General features: G+C 74.7%; 16 protein-coding genes and 1 pseudogene. 7 read left to right on the top strand and 10 right to left on the bottom strand.

The window, feature by feature from the left end:
* Nucleotides 1-138: 138 nt before the first annotated feature.
* Both ACIPYS_RS30760 and ACIPYS_RS30755 read right to left on the bottom strand, forming a co-directional pair.
* Nucleotides 139-480, bottom strand: a complete 342-nt coding sequence (locus ACIPYS_RS30760) for a hypothetical protein (RefSeq protein WP_400752237.1) — start codon at nt 478-480, stop codon at nt 139-141.
* Nucleotides 481-609: 129 nt separating this feature from the next.
* Nucleotides 610-1,392 carry a hypothetical protein gene (locus ACIPYS_RS30755; RefSeq protein ID WP_400752234.1) on the bottom strand — a complete coding sequence of 261 codons (783 nt, stop codon included), beginning with the start codon at nt 1,390-1,392 and terminating at the stop codon, nt 610-612.
* A 99-nt stretch (nt 1,393-1,491) separates the two neighbouring features.
* Between ACIPYS_RS30755 and ACIPYS_RS30750 the strand changes: the two genes are divergently transcribed.
* The 3 genes from ACIPYS_RS30750 to ACIPYS_RS30740 are packed head-to-tail and all read left to right on the top strand — an operon-like array spanning nt 1,492 to nt 5,093.
* On the top strand, nt 1,492-2,148 hold the full coding sequence (locus tag ACIPYS_RS30750) for a phosphopantetheine-binding protein (RefSeq protein WP_400752231.1): 657 nt from the start codon (nt 1,492-1,494) through the stop codon (nt 2,146-2,148).
* 1 nt (nt 2,149) lies between these two features.
* Nucleotides 2,150-3,535 carry an AMP-binding protein gene (locus tag ACIPYS_RS30745; RefSeq protein ID WP_400752228.1) on the top strand — a complete coding sequence of 462 codons (1,386 nt, stop codon included), beginning with the start codon at nt 2,150-2,152 and terminating at the stop codon, nt 3,533-3,535.
* Nucleotides 3,525-5,093 (top strand): carboxylesterase/lipase family protein, encoded by a 1,569-nt coding sequence (locus ACIPYS_RS30740; RefSeq protein WP_400752226.1) that lies wholly within the window; start codon nt 3,525-3,527, stop codon nt 5,091-5,093. Before ACIPYS_RS30745 ends, ACIPYS_RS30740 begins: the two co-directional genes overlap by 11 nt.
* A gap of 61 nt (nt 5,094-5,154) precedes the next feature.
* Here ACIPYS_RS30740 and ACIPYS_RS30735 read toward each other — a convergent pair whose 3' ends face one another.
* Entirely contained in the window at nt 5,155-5,892 is a 738-nt protein-coding gene (locus ACIPYS_RS30735; RefSeq protein ID WP_093859164.1) for an SDR family oxidoreductase, read from the bottom strand.
* Nucleotides 5,893-6,114: 222 nt separating this feature from the next.
* Here ACIPYS_RS30735 and ACIPYS_RS30730 point away from each other — a divergent pair, with 222 nt between their 5' ends.
* Nucleotides 6,115-6,690, top strand: a complete 576-nt coding sequence (locus ACIPYS_RS30730; protein ID WP_093859163.1) for a TetR/AcrR family transcriptional regulator — start codon at nt 6,115-6,117, stop codon at nt 6,688-6,690.
* A gap of 89 nt (nt 6,691-6,779) precedes the next feature.
* On the opposite strand, the pseudogene ACIPYS_RS30725 reads toward ACIPYS_RS30730, so the two are convergent.
* A pseudogene (locus ACIPYS_RS30725) lies at nt 6,780-7,592 on the bottom strand (chitosanase); the annotation flags it as partial.
* A 685-nt stretch (nt 7,593-8,277) separates the two neighbouring features.
* Nucleotides 8,278-9,438, bottom strand: a complete 1,161-nt coding sequence (locus ACIPYS_RS30720) for an iron-containing alcohol dehydrogenase (protein ID WP_093859162.1) — start codon at nt 9,436-9,438, stop codon at nt 8,278-8,280.
* A gap of 134 nt (nt 9,439-9,572) precedes the next feature.
* Here ACIPYS_RS30720 and ACIPYS_RS30715 point away from each other — a divergent pair, with 134 nt between their 5' ends.
* The gene (locus tag ACIPYS_RS30715; protein WP_400752220.1) at nt 9,573-10,550 is read left to right on the top strand and encodes a LysR family transcriptional regulator; all 978 of its coding nucleotides are present in this window, start codon (nt 9,573-9,575) and stop codon (nt 10,548-10,550) included.
* An 84-nt stretch (nt 10,551-10,634) separates the two neighbouring features.
* On the opposite strand, the gene ACIPYS_RS30710 is transcribed toward ACIPYS_RS30715, so the two are convergent.
* The 5 genes from ACIPYS_RS30710 to ACIPYS_RS30690 all read right to left on the bottom strand — a co-directional run bounded on the left by ACIPYS_RS30710 (nt 10,635) and on the right by ACIPYS_RS30690 (nt 19,195).
* Entirely contained in the window at nt 10,635-14,360 is a 3,726-nt protein-coding gene (locus ACIPYS_RS30710) for a hypothetical protein (RefSeq protein WP_400752217.1), read from the bottom strand.
* Between the two features lie 138 nt (nt 14,361-14,498).
* Nucleotides 14,499-14,948 carry a peptidase inhibitor family I36 protein gene (locus ACIPYS_RS30705; RefSeq protein WP_093859159.1) on the bottom strand — a complete coding sequence of 150 codons (450 nt, stop codon included), beginning with the start codon at nt 14,946-14,948 and terminating at the stop codon, nt 14,499-14,501.
* A gap of 219 nt (nt 14,949-15,167) precedes the next feature.
* On the bottom strand, nt 15,168-16,334 hold the full coding sequence (locus tag ACIPYS_RS30700; protein ID WP_400752213.1) for an agmatine/peptidylarginine deiminase: 1,167 nt from the start codon (nt 16,332-16,334) through the stop codon (nt 15,168-15,170).
* Nucleotides 16,335-16,579: 245 nt separating this feature from the next.
* On the bottom strand, nt 16,580-18,340 hold the full coding sequence (locus tag ACIPYS_RS30695; protein WP_400752210.1) for a protein kinase: 1,761 nt from the start codon (nt 18,338-18,340) through the stop codon (nt 16,580-16,582).
* Nucleotides 18,341-18,544: 204 nt separating this feature from the next.
* On the bottom strand, nt 18,545-19,195 hold the full coding sequence (locus ACIPYS_RS30690; protein WP_093859158.1) for a TetR/AcrR family transcriptional regulator: 651 nt from the start codon (nt 19,193-19,195) through the stop codon (nt 18,545-18,547).
* Nucleotides 19,196-19,402: 207 nt separating this feature from the next.
* Between ACIPYS_RS30690 and ACIPYS_RS30685 the strand changes: the two genes are divergently transcribed.
* Both ACIPYS_RS30685 and ACIPYS_RS30680 read left to right on the top strand, forming a co-directional pair.
* A complete protein-coding gene (locus tag ACIPYS_RS30685; RefSeq protein WP_400752206.1) occupies nt 19,403-20,635 on the top strand; it encodes an agmatine deiminase family protein in 1,233 nt (410 codons plus the stop codon).
* A 165-nt stretch (nt 20,636-20,800) separates the two neighbouring features.
* Nucleotides 20,801-21,805, top strand: a complete 1,005-nt coding sequence (locus tag ACIPYS_RS30680; RefSeq protein ID WP_093859156.1) for an agmatine/peptidylarginine deiminase — start codon at nt 20,801-20,803, stop codon at nt 21,803-21,805.
* Nucleotides 21,806-21,812 lie beyond the last annotated feature (7 nt).

Here is a 21,812-nt window from a genome sequence, read left to right as displayed (position 1 = left end):
GTACTGCAGGGGGGACCCTGTGGGAGAGTAGGACGCCGCCGAACAATCATTGTGAAGAACCCCCGTCGGGAAACCGACGGGGGTTCTTTGCGTTCTGCCGAAAGCGGTTCCGAACGCCGAACAGGGTGTTCCGGTGCGTCAGCCGTTGTAGGAGCCGACGGTGGCGTCGTTCAGGGCGTTGATGGCGTCGTCCCCGGCGACCTGGTTGTCGTCGCCGACGATGACCGTCCCGTAGTTGCCGCCGGCCGCCTGGGCGGCGTCGACGGCGGTGCCGCCCACTCCGCCGGAACCGTTGTGGGAGCCGACGGTCGCGTCGTGGCCGGCGTCGATGATGTCGTATCCGGCGACCTGGTTGCCGTCGCCGACGATGACGGTCCCGTGGTTGCCGCCGGAGACGACCTCGGCGCCGGCTGCGGTCGGAACGGCGGCCAGGCCGAGGACGGCGAGCAGCGCCAGGGTGCGGCCGATCTGACGGTTCATGAGGGTTCTCCGCTTCTGTCCGAAGATGCTTCTGTTCGGTGCAAAGGTGACAGTAGGTGCGGAACCCTGCGCTGGCGGGTGATGGTCCGCCGCCCGTGGCGTGTCGGTGGTCGCCGGTCGGCGGAACCGTCAGCCGTCGGACAGCACGGTGCTCAGGAACCGGGTGGCGGCCGGCAGCAGGGCGAAGCCGTTGTGGGCGATGCCGGGGACGACCTCCAGGGTGGCCGGGACTCCCCGCTCCATGAGGTGCCGGTGCAGTCCGAGGGCCTGGTCGAGCCGGGTGTCGTGCGGAGGTCTGCGAAGCGGCCGGGTGTCGAGCGCGCCCACGGTCACATGCACATGCACCGGCACCGGTCCGTCCGGCAGCAGGTGCGTGACGCCGAACTTCTCGGCCACGTCTGCGATTCCGGCGGGCCAGGGCAGCGCCGGGTCGAGCCGGGTGATCGAGCCCGGGGCGCCGACCGAGACCCCGAGCAGCCGCGCCGGGTGCAGGTAGGAGAACCGGAGGGCGAACAGACCGCCGCCGGAGTAGCCGTGCAGCAGGAAGCGGTCCGCGCGCACCGGCCACCGGGCGGCGGCCTCCTCGACCATCCGCAGGAGCACCAGGTCGAACCGGACGTCGCGTCGGCGGAGTCGCTTGTAGCTCAGCACGTCCTCCGGCTCCGGGACGCCGACAGGGAACAGCGGCGCGAGGACCACGCACCCGTGGGCGTCGGCGAAGTCGGTGAGCGCGTCCCGGTAGCGCTCGGCGGTGCGACGGTCCCCGTGCACGACGACCAGCAGCGGCCGGGGCCCGGCGGGGGCCCGGGGCGGCACGTACAGGCAGTAGGAGAACCGGGGGTCCGCCCGGCAGGCGAGGAACGGGGTCCGGCGGCGCTCCAGTCGCGAGGTGTGGCGGACGGCGAGGCTCATCGGACCTCCGGAATCGGTGACGGCACCCGACATCCTGGTGGCTGGGCCGGGGGAGCGCGGTACCCGGCCGTCGGAGATCACCCATTGGGGTGAGGGAATATGACTGGCCGTCAGCGGCTGTGCAGACTGGTGGCCGACAAGCCGGAGACCAGGGACTGGAGCGTCATGGGTGGGGTAGTCGAGAAGCCGGTCCGGGTACCGGCGCCAGCACCGGTGCCGACGCCGACGGCGGTGGCCGAGCGGGCGCTCGCGGCTCACCCGGGTGTGCTGGAGGCGGCGGTGGCGCCGTCCGGCGACGGGGTCGGGGTCCTGGTGGTGCTCGACGAGATGTCGACGGCGCTGGAGGTCCGGGAGGACCTGCGCGCCTCGCTGCTCGCGGCCGGGCTGGAGGCCGAGCCCGCGGTGCTGCCCGTGGTCAGGCTGCCCGCGCCGCCGCTGGGGACGTTCGAGGAACTCGTGGCCGGGGCGTCCGCGCCGGGTGCCGCGGAGGTGTCCCGGTACGAGGCGCCGGCCGCCGGGCCGGAGGCGGACCTGGCGGGCCGGCTGGCCGGGTTCCTCGGTCTGCCGCGGGTCGGCGCCCTGGACGACTTCGTCGAGCTGGGCGGGGACTCGCTGGTCGCGGTGGCCTTCCTGCACGCGGTGCAGGAGGCGTACGCCGTGCCGCTGGGCGTGGTTGAGCTGTTCACCGCCGGTACCGTCCGCGGGATCGCCGGGCTGCTGGCCGCACGGCCCGCGGCCGCCCCGCAGGTGGCGTGAGGTGCACTCGCTCCGGCTCGCGGCGGCGCCCGCGTTGGTGGACGGCGTCGAGGCCGTGCCCGCCTCGACCGTGGCCGCCGGCCTGGCGGCCGTCGGGCGCGGTCTCGCCGGGCCGGACAAGGCGCTGGTCGCGATCCTGACCGGGCGCGGCCCGGCCGGCCTGCTGGCATATCTGGGCGCCCTCGACCTCGGCCACGCCGTGCTGGTGAAGGAGCGGCCGGACCTCGCCACCCGGGACGGCCTGCTCGCCGCCTACCGGCCTGAGTTCGCGCTCGACGCGGGTGACGAGCCGCTCCCGGCGGGGTACCGCCCCGTCGGGGAGCTGTGCGGCGCCCGGCTGCTCGGCCGGGCGGAGGCCGCCGGCAGCGTGATCCACCCCGAGCTGGCCGCGCTGATCACCACCTCGGGCTCGCTGGGCCCTGCCAAGGCCGTCCGGCTGTCGTACGCGAACCTGGCGGCCAACGCCGGTGCGGTAGCGGCCGCGCTGGGCCTCGGGCCGCAGGACGTCGGGATCACCTCGCTCCCGTTCGACTACAGCTTCGGCCTGTCCGTGGTGAACTCCCACCTGGTGGCCGGCGCGCCGCTGGTGCTCTCCCGGCTCAGCCCGACCTCCCGGCGGTTCTGGCAGACCGCCGCCCGGACGGGGGTGACCGACCTGGGGGCGGTCCCGCTCACCTACCGCCTGCTGCACGGCACCGGCTGGCGGCCGGACGCGTTCCCCGCGCTGCGGCTCGCCTGCCAGGCCGGGGGCCCGCTGGAACCGGCCCTGGTCGAGCACTTCGGGCGGCTGATGGCGGCGCACGGCGGCGGCTTCTGCCCGATGTACGGGGCGACCGAGGCCACCGCGCGGATGTGCTGCCTCGGTCCGGAGGAGCTGTTCGAGCACCTCGGTTCGGTCGGACGGCCGGTGCCGGGCGGGCGGATCCGGCTGGCGGGCGCGGACGCGGACGGCGTCGGCGAGATCGTCTACGAGGGACCCAACGTCATGCTGGGTTACGCGTCCGACCGGGCCGACCTGGCCGAGGGCCGCAGCGTGCCCGAGGTGCTGCACACGGGCGACCTCGGGCGGCTGGAGCGCGGGATGCTCTACGTGCTGGGCCGCAAGGACCGCCAGTTGAAGCTGTACGGGAAGCGGGTCCTCCCGGACGAGATCGAACGGCGGCTGGCGGCGGTCGGCCCGGCCGCGGTGGTGCCGACGGCCGCCGACAGCGCCGTGGTCTTCGTCGAGGGCCGCAGCGAACCGTTCCGGGACGCGTGGCTGGACGTGCTGCGCGAGCTCGGACTTCCGGCCGAGTGCCTGGCGCTGCGGGCGACGCCGGGCCTGCCGCGCACCGGCTCGGGCAAGGTCGACCTCGGGCGGCTGCGGGAGTTGGCCGATGCCCGCTGAGCGGGGCGCCGGGGCACCGGTGGTGGAGACCGGCTCGGGCCGGGTGCGCGGGGTCGCGGCGGACGGGGTGCTGGCCTTCCTCGGGGTGCCGTACGCCGCGGGCACCGGGGGCGCGGCGCGGTTCCGGCCGCCCCGGCCGCACCCGGGCTGGGCCGGGGTGCGGGAGGCGGACTCGTACGGCCCGGCCTGCCCGCAGCGGCCGCTGGCCGAGGCGTTCGGCGCGCGTCCGGCGGTGGTCCCGCTGCTGCCGCTGTTCGGCATTCCCGCCGACGCGGGTGCCCAGGGCGAGGACTGCCTGGTGCTGAACGTCTGGACGCCGGGCGTCCGGCCCCCGGCGGCCCGCCCGGTGCTGGTCTGGCTGCACGGCGGCACGGACTTCGGCGCGGGCGACTGGCCGCGGTTCGACGGGGCCGCGCTCGCCCGGGCGGGTGGTCTGGTGGTGGTGACGGTCAACCACCGCCTCGGCGTGCTCGGTCACCTGGACCTGTCCTGGACCGGTCGGGCCGAGTACGCCGCCTCCGGCCGGGTCGGGCTGCTGGACCTGCGGGCGGCACTGGACTGGCTGCGGGAGAACGTTGCGGCGTTCGGCGGCGACCCGGCGAACCTGACCCTGGCGGGCGGTTCGCGCGGCGCCTCCCGGGTGGCCGCCCTGCTGTCCGCGGGCGAGCCCGAACCGTCGTTCCGGCGTGCCGTCCTGAGCAGTCCGCCACCGCCGCGCCCGGCCGCCGCGACGACGCCGCAGGAGGCGGCCGGGGCGGTGCTGCGGCTGCTCGGCGTCCCGGCGGACCGGCCGGAACTGCTGGCCGCCCGGCCGGTGGCGCAACTCCTCGACGCCCAGGCGGTGCTGCGGGCCCGGGACCGGTTCGCGTTCCAGCCCTCGGCGGACGGCGGCCCGGTCGAGGAGCGGTGCTACGCGGACCTGGCCGCCGGCGCGGCCCCGGGTGTCCCGCTGCTGATCGGCAGTGCCCTGCACGAGACCACCCGGACCATCGACGCCGACCGGGCGTCCTGGGACGGTCTGAGCGACGACCGGTTCGCCCGCCGCTGCTCGCGGATCGCCCGGCAGGACGTCACCGGGCTGATCGCCGAGTACCGGCGCGAGCGGCCGCGGGACCCGGCGCGGCGGGTCGCGGTCGCCGTCACCACCGACGCGCTGTACCGCTTCCCGGCCCTGGACCTGGCCTCGGCCCGGAGCGTCAACGCCACCGCCCCGGTGTACGCGTACGTCTTCGCGGGCGGCACCGGCAGCCACGGCGAGGACGTCCTGTTCTTCTTCGACAACCTGCGCCACGCGGCCCTGGTGTCCCGGAACCCCGCCAACGCCGCGCTCGCCCGGGCCGCCAGCACGGCCTGGATCGGCTACTGCCACGACGGGCGGCCCGAGGTCCCCGGCGTCGGACCCTGGCCCGCCTACACCGAGGAGCGGCGGGAGACCCTGGTCCTCGGTACCCCCACCCGCTCGGTCGCCGATCCCTTCGCGGCCCGTCGCGCGGCCTGGGCGGCCGTCCGCCGGGGTGGCCGCCCGGGCCGGGTGACGGCGGCCGCCCCGGTCGGGTGACGGCGGCTGCCCGGCCGGGTACGGACGGTGCGGGTGGCGGTGGGCCCGGTGGCGGGTTCGGTCAGCCCTGCGCGGTGGGCCGCACCACGATCTCGCCGACGTCCACGCCTTCGGGCTGCTCGATCGCGAAGCCGATGGCGGCCGCGACGGCGGAGGGCGGCATGGCGATCGCGTCGCGCTGTTCGATCAGAGCCGCCGCGACCTCCGGTCCGGCGCCCTTGCCGATGCCCTCGGTGTGGGTGAAGCCCGGTGACACCAGGGTGACCCGCAGATCCGGCCCCGACTCCTGGCGCAGGCCCTCGGTGAGGACCTTCACCGCCGTCTTGGTGGCCGCGTAGACGCCCTGCGGCGACCTGACGGTGCAGGCGGCGGTGGAGCCGATGGTGACGAAGTGCCCGGAGCGCTGGCGGCGGAAGAGCGGCAGGGCGGCGGCGATGCCGTTGAGGAAGCCGGTGATGTGGGTCGCGACCATGGCGTCCCAGTCGTCCTGGCGCAGGTCGTCGAACGGCGAGACGGCCATCGTGCCGGCGTTGGAGACGAGCACGTCGAGGCGGCCGAAGCGTTCGACGGCGGTCTCCGTCAGCCGTCGGAGGTCCTGGCGGCGGGTGACGTCGACGAGGACTCCGGTGGCGGTGCCGCCCTCCGCCGTGATGCGGTCCACGACCGCGGTCAGCCGGTCCTCCCGGCGGGCGCCGAGGACGAGCCGGGCGCCCCGTTCGGCGAGGTGGAGCGCGGTCGCCTCGCCGATCCCGCTGCTGGCGCCCGTGATCGCGATGACCTTGTCCCGGATTCCCGACATGGCCGGCCTTCCCTTCGTGGGTGTGCGGCGGAGGCGCACCGAGATGGGGGCGCACCGGCGCGGAGTGGAAACGGGGGCGTCCCCGTTTCACCGCAGGCTAAGTGGGGGAGTCCCCGTTTGGCAATCCGGCCGGTGGTTCGAGAGGGTTCGGTGGTCCGAGCGCGCGGGTGGTTGGAGCGGGTCGGTGGTTGGAGCGGGTCGGTGGTTCGAGGAGGGACGGTCATGACGGACGACGGGGCGCAGCGGCCACTGCGGGCCGACGCACGGCGCAACCGGGAGAAGATCCTCGCCGCCGCCGTGCGGGTGTTCGCCGGGCAGGGGCTGGACGCGCAGATGGAGCGCGTCGCCAAGGAGGCGGGCGTGGGCAGTGCGACCCTGTACCGCAACTTCCCCACCAGGGAGGCCCTGGTGGAGGCGGTCTACCGGAACGAGGTGGCACGGCTGTGCGAGGCGGCGCCCGCGCTGCTCGCCGAGCGTCCGCCGGCCGACGCCCTGCGGGCGTGGACCCGGCTGTTCCTCGACTACGTCACGGCCAAGTACGGCATGATCGACGCGCTGCGCGCCGCCGCCGCGGCGGGGAGGAGTCCGTACGGTCACAGCCGGGAGCTGATCCGGGACGCGGTCGCGACGCTGATGGACGCCTGCGTGACCGCCGGGGTGATCCGTAGCGACATCGGCCCGGCCGACCTCGCCGCAGCCCTCGAAGGCATCGCCCTCACCTCGGCGGGCGCCGACCGCCGGCCGCAGGCCGAGCGGCTGCTCGACCTCACCCTCGACGGGCTGACGGTCCGGCGCTGAGGCCGACGGCCGACGTGCGGACGCGTGGACGTGTGGACGCGTGGCGCTCCCGCCCCGGGCGCTCCCGGTGCGGGAGCGCCCGGGGGCCGTCAGGAGGTGATGCTGTACGCGTCGCCGTAGATCGTCCACCGCAGCGGAGTGGCCAGGGAGAGGTTGCCGGCCTTGAGGAAGACCCTCTGCATCGTGTCGACGCGGCCGGTGTCCTGGTGGGACGAGTCGGCCTTCATCGCCGCGCGGCGGGCGTCGAGGAAGGCGTTCAGGTAGGCGGTCTCGTCACCGCCCTTGGCCGGCGGCTTGGCCTTGGCGAGGGCGGCGGCCCGGATGCCGCCGAAGCTGAGCCGGTCGCTGCCCGGCCCGTGCATCACCAGGGCGTCGTAGTAGGCGAACTGGCCGAGGGCGTGCAGGCCGTCCGCCTTGGCCTGGTCGACGGCGGGGTCGAAGTAGACCCGGTCGCGCTCGTCGTTCTGGGCCTGCTGGAAGGCCGCGTCCTGGGCGGCCCGGTGCCAGTCGGCGACGAAGGACGGGTCCAGTCCGGCGTGCGAGGCGGAGCCGTCCACCTTCTCCAGCGCCGGCAGGTAGCGGGCGAGCACGTTGCCCGGCTTCAGCGCCTGGTAGTGCCGGACGAGCTGGAGCATGTCGTGGGTGCCGGAGGTGAAGCCGACGATGCCGCCGGTGTAGCCGCGGCCGTCGTGGATGTCCTCGATGTAGGTGTACTGGGCACGCCAGTCGAGGGAGGAGTTCTCGGCGCTGGAGACCAGCTGCTGCGCGATGTCCTTGAGTCGCGGGCTGTTCAGGTCGGTGCCGCCCGCGGGGGTGGCGGGGCCGGGCGGCGGGACGGCCGGGCCGGGGGCCGGGGGGTTCCCGCCGGTGGCGGGGCCGGGCGGGTTGCTCGGCGCGGCCGGAGCCGGCGCTGCCGGGGGCTCCGGGACGGTGGCGCCCGTCCCGCCCGCGGCACCGGCGCCGGGGCCCGGTTGGGGGGTGCGGACGGACTGGGGTGCCTGGCTCGGCTGGGGCGCCCGGCCGGCGGTCGTGGCCGGTCGGCTCGTCCCCGCTCCCGGGGCGGCCGGGACCGGGGCCTTGGCCGGGGCCCGGCCCGTGGTCGGGGCGGCCGCTGCCGTGCTCGGGCGGTCGGCGGGCGGGGTGCTCGGCGTCCCGGCGGGCGGCTCGGTCACGGTGGACGGGACGGTCGCCGGATCCGGGGCCGGGACCGCGACCGTGATGCCGTCGACGCCGGGCACGGTCGGCCGGGACGCCGACGGTGCGGCGGCCGGTGACGGCTCCGCCGGGCCGCAGGCCGTGAGTGCGGCGCCGCCCACGGCCGCGCCGATGCCGCCCACGACCAGCGCGGCGATGCCCGCTCGTCGTCGGCCCGTTCCGATGATCATTCCGTGCCGTTCCGCCATGGCCGTGCCCTCCCTTGCCCGCCGTGCCGGATCCCGCGGACCCGGCCGGCCGGTTGCCGTCGAGCAGGGGAACGGGCCTGGCCGGTACGGCGGTTCAGTCCGGGAAGGCCGGCCGCCCGCGCGGGTGCGCGCCCGCGGGAGCAGCGCCCGGCGTGGGCGCGGCCGGGAGGACCGGGCCGCGGGCTCACCCGTAGACGCGGGTGTACAGCTCCTCGATCTGGGCGGCGGTGGGGACGGCCGGGTTGTTGGCGGGAGAGCCGGAGGCCAGGGCCTGTTCGGCCATCAGCGGGGTCAGTCCGGTCCAGGCGGTGCGGTCGATGCCGTAGCTGCGGGGGGTGGGCACGTCCAGGTCCCGGCAGAGCGTGTGCAGGGCGTCGACGAGCTTGTCCGAGGCCGTCGCCGCCGGGTCGGCGCCGGTCGCCACGCCCAGGGCGCGGGCGCAGTCGGCGTATCGCTCGGGTGCGGCGTGCACCGAGAAGGCGGTCACCGCCGGGAACAGCATGGCGTTGGACAGGCCGTGGGCGACGTGGAAGTGGGCGCCGATCGGGCGGCTCATGCCGTGCACCAGGGCGACGCTGGAGTTGGAGAAGGCGATGCCGGCCTGGGTCGCGGCGAGCATCATCGCCTCCCGTGCCTCGGCGTCCGAACCGTCCGCGTAGGCGCGGCGCAGATGCCGGCCGATGGTGGCGATCGCGGTCAGGGCCAGGCCGTCGGTGAAGGGCCCGGACTTGCGGCTGACGTACGCCTCGACGGCGTGGGTGAGCGCGTCGACGCCGGTGTCGGCGGTCAGCCGGGGCGGCATCGTGAGCGTCAGTTCCATGTCGACGACGGCGGCGATCGGCAGGAACGCCGGGCCCAGGCACATCATCTTCTCGTCGGTGGCGCTGTCGGTGATGACGGTGACCTGGGTCGCCTCCGAGCCGCTGCCGGCGGTGGTGGGGACGGCGATCACGGGGAGGGCCGGTCCGAGGTTGACGTGCGGCGCCCGGTAGTCGCGCATCCCGCCGCCCCGCACGCCCAGCAGGGCGAGGGCCTTGGCGGTGTCCATCGGGCTGCCGCCGCCGAAACCGATCACCGAGTCCGCCCCGTGCGCGTGCAGCGCCTCCAGGCCGGGCACGAGGGAGTCGGTCGTCGGATCGGGCACGGTGCCGTCGAACAGCGCGGGGTCGAGCCCGGCGCCGCGCAGGATCCCCGACAGGCGCTCGGCGGCGCCGGTTCCGGTCAGGAACGCGTCCGTCACCAGGAGCGGGCGCCGCAGACCGAGGCCCGCGACGACGGCGCCCAGTTCCTCGGCCGCGCCGCGGCCGATGCGCAGGATCCGGGGCAGGGACAGACTGGCAACCACGGGCAACCCCTCGGCGGTGGGAGGACGGTGGCCCCCGGCACGGGCGGGCCGGTCCGACTCTGCCGTGCGTCCGGTGTGCGTTCAACGGCCAATCGCGCAGACGCGGTGTGCGGAAATGCAGATAGGCTGCGCCGATGCGCCCCCGTCCCCGACCCCGTCCCCGACCGGACGCCCCGGCCCCGGAGCGCCCCCGCGGGCCCGAGCCGCGCGACCTGCGTGCGGACGACCTGCGCCATCTGCTCGCCGTCGCCCGCACGGGGCGCCTGGTGAGCGCCGCCGACGCGCTGGGCGTGGACCACACCACGGTGTCCCGCCGGATCACCGCGCTGGAACGCAGCCTCGGTGTGCGGCTGATGGAACGCGGCACGGAGGGCTGGGTGCTGACGGACGCCGGCCGGGCGGTCGCCGAGAACGCCCGCACGATCGAGGACGCCCTGGTCCGGGTCGTGGACGCGGTGTCCGGCCAGGACCCGCCGTCCCTGCACGGCACCGTCCGGGTGAGCGCCCCGGACGGCTTCGGCACCCTGTTCGCCACCCCGGCACTGGCCCGGGTACGCCGCCGCCACCCCCGACTCCAGGTCGAACTCATCACAGCGACACGGGAGTTGCCTCTGCGACCGGCGGGTTTCGACCTCGCCCTGACGATCGGCCGGCCGCCCCGGAGCCGACTGGTGACCGAGCACCTCACCGACTACGCGCTCGGCCTGTACGCCGGTGACGAGTACCTCGCCCGGTGCGGGGCGCCGGTCACGGTGGCCGAACTGCGGGAGCACCCGCTGGTCTTCTACATCGAGTCGATGCTCCAGGTCGGCGATCTCGACATCGAACGCCATCTGCCGGGCTGCACACCGGCGTTCTCCTCCACCAACGTCTTCGCCCAGGTGGAGGCGACCCGGCTGGGCACCGGCGTGGGCGTGCTCCCGGCCTTCCTCGCGGACCGGGCCGGGCTGCGGCGGCTGCTGCCCGGGGAGGTCGACATCCGGCTCCCGATCACCCTGGCCGTCCGCCGCGAGGCCGTCACCCACCCGGCCGTGCGGGCGGTCCGCGACGCGCTGCACCACGAGGTCGCCGAACGCGCCGCCGAGCTGCTCCCGGAGCGGGGCGACGGGTAGGGCGAGCCCGCGGAACGCGCACGGCGGCCGCGGCACCCGGGAGAACCGGGTGCCGCGGCCGCCGTTCGTGTCAGGCCGCGTCCGTCACTGGCTGGCGGTGCGGAAGAGCCAGTGCAGGCGGGCGGTGCCGGTGCCGGGGCGGGTGATGGTGACCGTGTCGACCGTGGTGCTGCGGGTCAGGTCGAGGTGCTCGTAGGGGCTGGAGAAGTTGGACAGCAGCGTCCCGTTCGGGCCGTCGTCGGTCCGGCACCACAGGTAGCCGTCGTCGTTGGGGCGGAAGGCGCCCATGGAGACGAAGTCGCCGTTCTGCGGGAGACCCGGGTGGGCGTACGTCGAGTTGACGTACTGGTTGCCCTGTACCAGGTAGAAGCAGTTGGAGGAACTCCCGCTGGGCCCGGCCGAGATGGTGCCGAACTGCTGGGTGGACCCGTGCGCGTCGGGGGCCAGGAAGACCGGGTGGGGCGCCGTCTCCAGGTCGTCCACGGTGAGGGCCGAGCCGGAGCCGCCGGAGTCGGTCGCGACGATCTCGGTGAGGTTGGTGCCCTCCTGGACGTCCTGGAGGAACCAGCGCTGATTGGCGGAGCCGTTCCAGTCCCGGGCGACGATGCCCTGGCCGGGGCCGAGGTCGGTGAGGAACTGCCCGGTGACGTAGTTGACCAGGGTGTACGTGCCGTCGCCCTGGTAGGCGCGGGCCCAGAGCTGGTCCAGGGCCGCGCTCGCCCACAGCACCGTCCGGGCGTCGCGGGCGCCGCCCTCCTGGCCCAGGTAGCGGCCCGCGAAGGGTGCGTGCGGGTGGAACAGCCGGAAGTAGCCCGGGTGTTCGGGGTCGTCGGTGAGGCTGAACACCTGGGAGGCGGAGTTGGTCCGGCTCAGCGGCTGGTCGTTGAGTGCGTGGTTCGTCGCGTTGACCGGGCCGACCACATTGGTGGTGGCGGCGCTGCGCAGGAAGATCTGGTTCGGCCTGGCCGGTGCGACCACCCCGCCCGCCGCCGGCGGGTTGGGCAGACCGGCGAGGGCGTACGCGACCGGGTAGTGGTCGGCGGAGTCGAGAGCCAGCCGCTGGACCCCGGTGACGGCCGCCTCCGCCTGGGCGGTCGGGACGACCGCGTAGTCGAGGGTCCGACGGGTGCCGTTGGCGATCCGGTCCACCGGGTGGGTCGGCAGGTTGGTGGCCTGGACGGTGAACTCGTCGCCGACCGCGGCCTGGAGGCTGTCCGGGGCGCGGTTCCAGTCGCCCAGGGCGATCCAGGGCAGGCCGGCGGTGGTCATCCGGTCCCGGATGATGTTCAGCAGCTGCGGGTCGTCGCTGCCGGAGCTCCCGGAGCTGCCGTGCACCGAGAAGTAGACGACGCCGTCGACGTTGACGCCGAGCGCGGGCCGGGAGTCCCAGTTGTCGGCGATGACGGCCTCGCGGGTGGTGAACACGCCGTTCGCCGGGACCCGGGTGCGGCTGAACACGGCGAGATTGACCCGGCCGAACTGGTTGTTGCTGGTGTCGGTGCGCAGCCAGTACAGGTAGCCGGTGGGCCGGCTCGCGCCGCCGAGGCGGTACTCCCGGACCGGGACGGTGAAGCCGAGGTTGTCGACGTACTGGGTGTTGGCGGTGTGGATCTCCTGGAGGAAGGTCGCGCCGCCGGGCGGGGCGCCGGCCTCCTGGAGGGCGATGATGTCGGCCCGGCCGTCGAGCTGGCTGGTGCCGTACAGCCGGGGCAGGTCGTTGGTGTAGCGGCTGCCGTTGCCCTCGGGGGTCAGCGCGCCCTGCATGTTCCAGGTGGCGACCCGGCGGGTGTGGTTGTCGCGCGGGTCGAGTCCGCCGGTGTCCTGGAGGAACAGCGAGGGCCGCTTGCCGACGTCGGTGGGGACGACACCCTGACCGCTGTAGTCGAGGGTCTCCCGGCCGCCCCAGTCGGGGATGGCCTGGCCGCCCTGGGCCAGCGGCTGGAACCGGCCCGGCGCGCCGTTGGCGGAGCCGAACTGGTAGGCGGTGCCGGTCTGGTTGCCGTACGGCGCGTACGGCAGGTAGGCGCCGCCGGGGGTGGTCTGCTTGACCATGGTGTTGTTGTAGAAGACGTTCTGCGGGCCGGAGGAGCCGGACCACTTGACCGCCTTGGGGCCGGCCGCCCACCAGATCGGGTACCACGTCCCCTCGTCGATCTCGCCGCCCTCGCCGCCGCAGTTGGTCTCGCAGCTGCCCGAGCGGTGCTCGTACGGGACGCGCAGGGTGTTCTGCTCGAACAGGTTGTTGTGCTCCCACCCGCCGTGCAGGTTGAGGTCCGAGTCGAGGTCGTTGCGGAAGGCGACGTTGCCGCTGGCCGACCACTGGAAGGTGAAGTGGCGCAGGTTGCGGCTGAGGTTGTAGGCGTAGAGGGAGTCCCAGACCCGGCTGCCGCGCAGGTAGCCGTTGCCGCCCTTGCCCTTGTTCCAGGCGCCGTCGAAGCTGTTGCGCTCGATCTGGAGGTTGCGGGCGTCCTCGGTGACGACCGGGTGCGAGCCGGTCATCTCGGCCTTCAGCCCGCGCGCCCAGTCGTTGGCGGCCCACTTGAAGACGATGCCGTGCATCGCGTACTCGGGCGCCATGTTGCCGTAGTTGTGCACGGCCTGGGCGGGGGTGAGGTTGTAGCTGCCGCCGCCGAGCTTGGGCAGGCCGGTCATGTCCTGGGTGAAGGCGAAGTTCTCGAAGCCGACGCCCTGGACCACCTTCAGCGGGGTGACCTTGCTGGCGTACGGCTTGTCCCCGAGCGGGGCCGAGCCGTCGGAGACGGAGTCGACCGGGAGGTCCCACTCCAGCGGGCGGTCCAGGGTGACCGTCTTCGCCGCGGCGTCGACCGCGGTGAGCCGGAACATCTGCTGCCGCATGTGCAGGTTGTCCATCTGGCTGCGGTCGGAGACGCCCTGCTGCTCGTAGAACTTGACGCTGTTGGCCGCGCCGACCCAGACGTAGCCGCCGAGGGAGAACTTCTTCATGTCGGCCTTGGCGTCCAGCTGCACCAGGTTCTGGCCCTGCCGGCCGGCCCAGCCGGGGTCGGCGGCCTGGGCGGCGACCTTGATGCCGGAGGCCCAGTGCTGGTTGACGCTGCCCTCGAAGATGTCCTTGCGGTTCGCCGGGGCGGCGGCCCAGTCGTCCTGGTAGCGCTCGGCGATGTCGCGGGTCTGGACCCGGAACAGGCCGCGGCCCGGCCAGATCCAGCCGCCGGTGCCGACGTCGCTGCCGCTGCCGGCCTTCATGCTGTCCTGGTCCCAGCGGCCGTTGACCAGGGTGTCGTAGCGGGTGTTGACGTCGGGCCGGAACACCAGGCGGGTGCCGCCGTCGCCGGAGCCCTGGCCGCGCAGGACCAGGTAGTCGGCGTCGACGTAGATCTGCCGGGAGAGGTCGATCCGGCCGGCCGGCAGCGAGATCAGCGAGAGCCGGTCGAAGTTGGCGCCCGGTGAACAGGCGGACTTGACGTCGTCGATGGCGCGCTGGAGGCCGGTGGTGTCGTCGGCACCGTCGTTCGGCCGGACGGCGTACTGGGAGGCCAGCCGGTCCGGGGTGATCCGGCAGGCGGGGTCGTCGGTCAGGCTGCCGTCGTCGGGCAGCGGCAGGCCGCCCCGGTAGCCGGCCCGGGACCAGTCCGGCATGCCGGGGGGCGGGCCGGTCCGGTTGGCGGAGCTCAGGTCCGGGCCCTCGGCGCCGGGGCCGGCCGTGACCGCGGCGACGGGGGCCGCCGCGGTGTCGGCCGCCGTGGCGGGGGCGGTGGCGGAGAGGGCGGGCAGGGTGAGGGAGAGCAGCAGGCCGGAGAGCAGCGCTGCCGCCGGTCGTAGGCGAGTCATCGGATCTCGTTCCGTGTCGAGGTGGTGTTCCCGGCCGGGGAGAGGGGCCGGGAGACCGCGCCGGAACGCCCCCGGCACCGTGCGGGAGCCGGGGGCGTCGGGGCGAACGGCGCCGGAGCGCCGGGTGCGCCGGAGTCGTTACGGGCAGTAGAAGCGCAGGCCGGAGATCCGGTCGTTGTTGTAGTAGGTGCTGGTGCCGGCGTTGTAGTCGCCCTTGGCGCCCCAGCTCCACGAGGAGGCGAAGTCGATCTGGGACGGGTGCAGCTCGCCGTAGGCGTCGTCCCAGAACTCGATCTGGCACTGGGAGTTGTTGATCCAGGACGACACCTGGTCGTTGGCCAGGTCGCCGTTGAGGAAGTGGACCTTGGTGAGGCGCACGATCTCGGTGCCGCCGCCGGCCGACGGCGGGACGACGATCGCCTTGGAGCCCAGGCCGCCGCCGTTCTGGTACAGGCAGAGCGCCCAGGCGGGGCAGCCGTCGTACGGGGGATTGGCCGCGGAGGCCGGGGTCGCCGTGAGCAGCATGACCGCTCCGGCGACCGCGCCCGCGACGACGGTGGCAGCCGACTTGAACGACTTCAGGGCCACGGTGGAACTCGCTTTCCAGGACCGCCCGGGTCCTCGACCCGGGCTGGTTGACAGTGCGCATCGGCGGCGGGTCCCGTCCTGGGGCCCGCCGCACGATCAGCCTGCGGGAGGGGAAAGCATGGGCGCATCAGTCATCTGACTGCATGACGTGTCTGTCCTGGTCGGAGCCGGTGCGGAGAGGTCCGGAGCCGGTCGCGGTGGCCGGGGCCGGACGGTCGGTCAGCCGGCGGCGGGGATGTCGTGGGTGGCGCAGTGGATGCCGCCGCCGCCACCGGCGATGGTGTCGATCTGGAGCGGCACGATCTCGCGCCCGGGGAAGTGCTCCCGGAAGACGTCGTGGGCGTGGTCGTCGGCCCGGGGGTCCCCGAACAGGGGCAGGTAGACGCCCTTGTTGCCGAGGTAGAAGTTCATGTAGGAGGAGACGAAGGCGTCGCCGCGTCCGGTGATCTTGTCGGGGTCGGGCTGCTGGAGTTCGACGACCTTGAGCCGGGCGCCGGTGGCGTCGGTGGCCCCGTCGAGCACGGAGCGGGCCTGGTCGGCGGAGCGGGACCAGACGTCCGGCGGGGTTCCGGGGAAGGCCCGGTCGAGCAGGACGACGCCGGGGGCGGCGAAGCGGACCAGGCAGTCGACGTGGGCGTCGGTGATGTCCTTGCCCTTGACGCCGGCCAGCCAGATCACCTTGGTGACGCCGAGGAGCTGCTTGAGCTCGGCCTCGACCTGGTCGCGGCTCGTCCCGGGGTTGCGGTTGTCGTTGACGATCGAGCTCTCGGTGATCAGGAGGGTGCCCCGGCCGTCGCTCTCGAAGGAGCCGCCCTCGGCGACCAGCCGGGTCTCCACCCGCTCGATCCCGTACTGCGACAGGACGCCCCGGGCCACCTTGGCGTCGTTGCCGTGCTGCTGCTTGCGGCCCCAGCCGTTGAAGTTGAAGTCGACGCCCTTGACCTTTCCGCCCTCCTCGACGAACACCGGCACGGTGTCGCGCGCCCACAGGTCGTCGACCGGGACGGTGAGCAGTTCGACGTCGGAGCCGCAGGCGTTGCGGGCCGAGGACTCCTGGCCTGGCCGGACCAGCAGCACCACCGGCTCGCGCTCGCCGACGGCCCGGGCCACCTCGGCGATGTCCTTGCGGACGGCGGCGAGCTGCTCGCCCCAGACGTCCTCGGAGGCGGGCCAGGACATCATCGTCCGCTCGTGCTTCTCCCATTCGGCGCCGAGCCGGCGCCCCGCTCCGGAGGTGCCTCCGGTCGGGTTCCCGGCGGAGGAGGAGGGTTCGGCCGGGTCGGTCAGGTCGTCCACGGCGGCGCAGCCGGACGCGCCGAGCGCGATCAGGCCGGCGCCGGCGAGCGAACGCAGCACGGTACGACGGGCGAGGGGGGAGTGGGACACGGTGGACTCCGGTGGGGCTGGGAGCGGTTCGGTCCGGTGCCGAGGGGGCGGGGCTCCGCGGAGCGCCGGGTGCGGCGCCGGACCGGCGGCGGACGAGTCGTCCGGCATCGCCGTGAACTGCACTGTCGCATTGACTGAAAAATCAGTCAAATGCAAGGAAAGGGTGAAGCCCCGACCGGGAGCAGTCCGGTCGGGGCTCCGGTCGGGGGCCGGGTCCTGCCGCGCGGCGGGTGCGGCGGGCGGGCTCAGCCGTTGCGGCGGTAGTGGTCCACGGACACTCTGACCGGCCCCTCGGTGCCCGAGGTGGAGAGCACCCGGACCACGGCGAGCGACCGGCCGTCGGCGGACCGGACGCAGAAGGCGCCCCGGGGGCCGACGGCGCCGAACGGCACCCGCCCGGTCGGCCGGCTGCTCAGCCCCTTGACGCACTCGGCCACCCCCAGGGCGGCGTCCCGGCCGATGTAGGAATCGGCGGTCTCCGGGACCAGGAACTCGTTCTCGCCCCGGCCGAGGTACCAGGACACGCTGTCGGCCGGGACCACGGTGCCGGTCGCGAGGTCGAACTCGTAGCCGGCGTCCGCCGAGGTCAGCTCGGTCGCGCGGTAGGCGACGGCGTAGTCGGCGCCCGGGGTCGGCGTCGGGGTCGGCGTCGGCGCCGGGGTGGCGGACGGGGACGGCGTGGCCGGGGCCGGCACGGAGGCCGGTGCGGAGGTGGGCGCGGGCGTGCCGGGCGTGGCCGGGGCGGTCACCCGGTCCTCGGAGGTCGCGGCCTCCACCGTCTCCGGGGTGTCCAGCAGCAGCACGGTGGCCGCGGCGCCGACCGTCAGCGCGACGGCGGCGGTCACCGCGGTGCGCCCGAGGCCCGGTCCGCGGCGCGGCTTCGCCCGCGCCCGGCCACCGGCCGGATCGACGGCCCGGCCGTCGTGCGGTGCCGGCCGCCCGGCTGCCGTCACGGTGGCGCTCGCGGGCGGCAGCGCCGGGGCCACCAGCGTCGGGGCCGCCGCCGACCGCGGGGCGAGCACCGTCGGTGCCTGGTCCGGATCGCCGTCGGCGGACCCGCCGGCCGCCTCGGCCGGTACCTGCGGCAGGTCGGCGTGCCGGGTGATCTGGCTGGTCAGCGGGTGCGGCAGCCAGTCGTCGCCGAACCGCAGGTGCCCGGCGACGGCCGGGTGCTCGCGGACGGCTGCGATCACCTCGGCGGTGGTGGGGCGGTCCTCGGGCCGCTTGGCGAGGCAGTCCAGCAGCAGTCCGCGCAGGCCCTCCGGGACCGGGTCGAGGTCGGGCTCCTCGTGCACGGTCCGGTAGAGCGTCGCCGGGTCCGGGCCGTCCCCGAACGGCGGGGCGCCGGTCGCGACGTGGACGGCCAGGGCGCCGAGGGTGTAGACGTCGGTGGCGGGCGTCGCGGGCCGGCCGGTGGCCTGCTCGGGCGCCATGTACGCGGGGGAGCCGATGCGCAGGCCGGTACTGGTGAGCGCACCCGCGTCGGCCGCCCGGGCGATGCCGAAGTCGATCACCCTGGGGCCGTCGGGGGCGATCAGGACGTTGCCCGGCTTCAGGTCGCGGTGCACCACCCCGGTGCCGTGGATCGCCTGGAGCGCCTCCGCGATGCCGGCGATCAGCAGCAGCACCGTCCGCTCGGGCAGCGGGCCGAAGCGCTGCACCACCTGTTGCAGCGACGGGCCGGGGACGTAGGTGGTGGCCAGCCACGGGGTGACGGCGTCCACGCCCGCGTCGACCAGCTGGGCGGTGAAGAGGCCGTGGATCCGCCGGGCGCTGGCCACCTCCTGGGCGAAGCGGGCCCGGAACTCCGGGTCCTCGGCGAGTTCGGGCCGGACCACCTTGAGGGCGACCGGCCGCCCGCCGGGGGTGTAGGAGAGGTAGACCCGGCCCATGCCGCCGGCGCCGAGCCGGGCGAACAGCCGGTAGCCGCCGACCTCGCGGGGGTCGTCCGGGGTCAGCTCCTGGAAGACCGGCGGCGTGGCGAAGGGGGATCGGTCGGCGGACATGCGGGCTGCCTCTCTCGGCGGGCTGGGCTGGGCGGGACGCGGGCGCCCCGGTCCGGCCCGGGAGCGGGCGGGGCGGGGCCGAGCGGGCCGGGGGCGTCCGGTCCGGGGGCCGTTCCGGTCCGGGGGCCGGACCGACCCGGGGATCGGACGGGCCCGGGAAAGGGGCGTCCGGCACGCGCGGTGCCGCCGAGTTTAGAGGTTGCGTCAGGATCGGCCGAATCCGGCCCCGGAGGCCGCCCCGGCCACGGCCACCGGGACGGTGCGGCCGTCGGGGCCGGGCGGGCGGTGCCGGTCCAGCTCCGCCCCGATCGCCCCGCGCAGCAGCAGCCGGGCGTGCTCGACCGGCAGCGAGCCGCTGAGCCAGCGCACGCTGAGGCCCTCGACCAGCGCGGTCAGCCGTTCGGCGGCGGCCGCGTGGGCCGGGGCGGTGCCGCCGGGGTCGGCCCGGGCGAGCAGTTCGGCGACGTCGTGCACCCAGGTGTGGGTGGTCCGCGCGAGGTCCTCGCGGAGGTCCGGTTCGAAGACCGCGGTGGCCCTCAACTCGCCCCAGGCGATGCTGTTCTCGCGTACGTCGGCGGTGTCCTGGAGCTCCAGCAGCAGGACCTGTTCCAGGTCGGCCCTGGGGTCCTCGGTGCGTGGCGCCGGGTCCGGCTCGGCGGTGTAGTGGTCGGCCCGGTCGCTGATGAAGTCCAGGGTCCGGCGCAGCAGTCCGGCCCGGTCGCTGAAGTGGTAGTAGATGAGCGAGGTGGACACGCCGGCCTCGGCGGCCAGCTCGCCCACCCGCAGTCCGCGGACCCCCCGGCGGGCGATCACGCGGGTGGCGGCTCTGAGTATTTCCGTCCGACGGTCCGACATGGGCGCCCACTCTACGCGCTCCCTGGCTGGTCGGACCACGTTCCTGATGATCGTTTCAGGGTTATTGGTAAGCCGTGAACCAAATGCTTGACTGAATTTTCAGTTCGGTGCAGGATGCGGGGCAACCCCACAGGGCGACCCTCCCCACAGGGCGACCCTCCCCGCGGGGCAACCCCACACCTCCCACCTTCTGCCAGGGAGCGCGACATGCACACCCCCACCCCCTCGCGTCGCGGCCTGCTCCGGTTCGGCGCCGCCGCGGTACCCCTGATCGCCCTCGGTTCCGCCGTCCCGGCCGTCGCCCGGGCGGCCGCCGCCCCGGCGACGGAAGCCCCGGCGACCGAAGCCCCGGCGACCGACGGCGCCGCGGCCGGGGCCGCCCGGGCCGCCGCCCCGCCGCTGCGGATGCCCGCCGAGAGCGACCGGCACGACCGCACCTTCATGGCCTGGCCGGCCCTGCCCTCGGTCTGGCGCACCCAGCTGTCCGCAGTCCGCGACGACATCGCCAAGCTGGCCCACGAGATCTCCCGCTACGAACCGGTCGTGATGGTGGCCCGCCCCGGGCAGGCCGCCGACGCCCGCTACTACTGCGGCCCCGGCGCCTACTACCGCATCACCGTGGTCGAGATCTCCAACGACGACCTCTGGATCCGCGACTTCGGGCCCACCTTCGTGGTCGGGCCGGGCACGATCGCCGGCGTCGACACCAACTTCAACGGCTGGGGCAAGGACGGCACCCCCTACTACCAGCGCTACGCCGAGGACGCCGCCGTCGCGGGCACCCTCCTCGCCGAGTACGGGGTGGACCGGATCCGGGCCCCCTTCGTCGGCGAGGGCGGCGCCCTGGAGACCGACGGCGAGGGCACCCTGCTGGCCACGGTCAGCTCCTGGGTGAACCCCAACCGCAACCCCGGCATGTCCCAGGCCGAGGTCGAGCGCGCTCTGCGCACGACGCTCGGGATGGACAAGGTGATCTGGCTGGACGGCGTGGCCGGCCAGGACATCACGGACGCCCACATCGACTGCCTGGCCCGCTTCACCGCGCCCGGACGCGTCCTGCTGGACCGGCCGGGACCCGGCACGGACCAGGTCTGGGTCAAGGTCTACGAGCAGGCCAAGCGGGCCCTGAGCACCGCCACCGACGCCCGCGGCCGCGCGCTGACCGTGGTCGAGCTGCCCGCCCCGGACCGGAAGCGGATCCGCGGCCGCGACCTCGGCAAGGACTTCCTCTCCAGCTACAGCAACTTCTACGTGGCCAACGACGCCGTGTTCGTCCCCCAGTTCGGCCACGGTGCGGCCGACGCGCGGGCCCGCGCGATCCTCCAGGCCGAGTTCCCGACCCGCGACATCGTCCAGGTCGACATCGACAACATCGCCTCCGGCGGCGGCGGCATCCACTGCGCCACCCAGTCTCAGCCGTCCGTCCCGCCGCTCCGCTGACTCCCCGGCGGCCCGTCCGTTCCCCACGGAGACGGGCCGCCGGGGCTCCCCGTCCGCAGCCCCGCACCTACCTCCCGCAGTACCCGTGCACCTCCCGCAGCACCCGGCCGCCCCGCGCAACCGACGCGCCGGGCCCGGCCGGGCCCGAAGAGAACGAGGAACCCGATGACCTACCGCATGCCCGCCGAGTGGACCGAGCACGACGGCTGCCTGATGGCCTGGCCGGTCCGGCCGGACCTCTGGGGCAACACCCTCGACGAGGTGAAGCGCGAGTACGCGGCCGTCGCCCGGGCCATCGCCGAGTTCGAGCCGGTCACCATGGTGGCCCCGCCCGGCCACGGCGACGAGGCCCGCGAACTGTGCGGCCCGGACCTGACCGTCCTCGAACTCCCCCTGGACGACTCCTGGTTCCGCGACTCCGCGCCGATCTTCGTCCTGGACGAGGAGGGCCGCCGGGCCGGCGTCGACTTCCGCTTCAACTCCTGGGGCCGCAAGCACCACCCCTGGGACGCCGACGACCGGATCAGCGGCCTGCTGCTGGAGCACCTCGACGTGCCCGCGATCCGCTCGGAGATGATCCTCGAAGGCGGTGCGATCACCGTCGACGGCGAAGGCACGCTGATCACCACCGAGCAGTGCCTGCTCCACCCCAACCGCAACCCCGACCTGGGCCGCGAGGAGATCGAGGCCGAGCTGAAGGCCCGGCTCGGCGTCACCAAGATCATCTGGCTGCCCTACGGCGGCGCCCTGGACACCGAGACCGACGGCCACGTCGACGGCGTGTGCGCCTTCGTCGCCCCCGGCAAGGTCGTGGTGCAGCTGCCCGCCGACCCCGGCCACCCCGACTACGTGCGGATGCGCGCCAACCGCACGGTGCTGGAGCACTCCACCGACGCCCAGGGCCGCCCGTTCGAGATCGTCGACGTCACCCAGGCCGCCTTCGTCGAGGTGGACGACGTCCGGGTCGAGGTCGGCTACCTGAACTTCTACGTGGCCAACGGCGGTGTCGTCGTCCCCGTCGCCGACCACCCCGAGGACGCCGGCGCGCTCGCCGTGATCGCCGCCGCGTTCCCCGACCGCAAGGTCGTCGGCGTGCGGTCCCGGGTGATCGCGTTCGGCGGCGGCGGCGTCCACTGCATCACCCAGCAGCTTCCGGCCGCCCGCGCCTGACCCAGCC

This window comes from Kitasatospora sp. NPDC089913, assembly GCF_044748625.1.
In the GTDB taxonomy this organism is placed as follows: Bacteria; Actinomycetota; Actinomycetes; order Streptomycetales; family Streptomycetaceae; genus Kitasatospora.
Note: the sequence above shows the minus strand (reverse complement) of the source record. Positions and strands in the feature narration are given on the sequence as shown.

Coding starts and splice junctions, on each gene's coding strand:
- ACIPYS_RS30760 (WP_400752237.1), bottom strand. CDS start 480: ATGAACCGTCAGATCGGCCGCACCCTGGCGCTGCTCGCCGTCCTCGGC.
- ACIPYS_RS30755 (WP_400752234.1), bottom strand. CDS start 1,392: ATGAGCCTCGCCGTCCGCCACACCTCGCGACTGGAGCGCCGCCGGACC.
- ACIPYS_RS30750 (WP_400752231.1), top strand. CDS start 1,492: ATGACTGGCCGTCAGCGGCTGTGCAGACTGGTGGCCGACAAGCCGGAG.
- ACIPYS_RS30740 (WP_400752226.1), top strand. CDS start 3,525: ATGCCCGCTGAGCGGGGCGCCGGGGCACCGGTGGTGGAGACCGGCTCG.
- ACIPYS_RS30735 (WP_093859164.1), bottom strand. CDS start 5,892: ATGTCGGGAATCCGGGACAAGGTCATCGCGATCACGGGCGCCAGCAGC.
- ACIPYS_RS30730 (WP_093859163.1), top strand. CDS start 6,115: ATGACGGACGACGGGGCGCAGCGGCCACTGCGGGCCGACGCACGGCGC.
- ACIPYS_RS30715 (WP_400752220.1), top strand. CDS start 9,573: ATGCGCCCCCGTCCCCGACCCCGTCCCCGACCGGACGCCCCGGCCCCG.
- ACIPYS_RS30710 (WP_400752217.1), bottom strand. CDS start 14,360: ATGACTCGCCTACGACCGGCGGCAGCGCTGCTCTCCGGCCTGCTGCTC.
- ACIPYS_RS30695 (WP_400752210.1), bottom strand. CDS start 18,340: ATGTCCGCCGACCGATCCCCCTTCGCCACGCCGCCGGTCTTCCAGGAG.
- ACIPYS_RS30690 (WP_093859158.1), bottom strand. CDS start 19,195: ATGTCGGACCGTCGGACGGAAATACTCAGAGCCGCCACCCGCGTGATC.
- ACIPYS_RS30685 (WP_400752206.1), top strand. CDS start 19,403: ATGCACACCCCCACCCCCTCGCGTCGCGGCCTGCTCCGGTTCGGCGCC.
- ACIPYS_RS30680 (WP_093859156.1), top strand. CDS start 20,801: ATGACCTACCGCATGCCCGCCGAGTGGACCGAGCACGACGGCTGCCTG.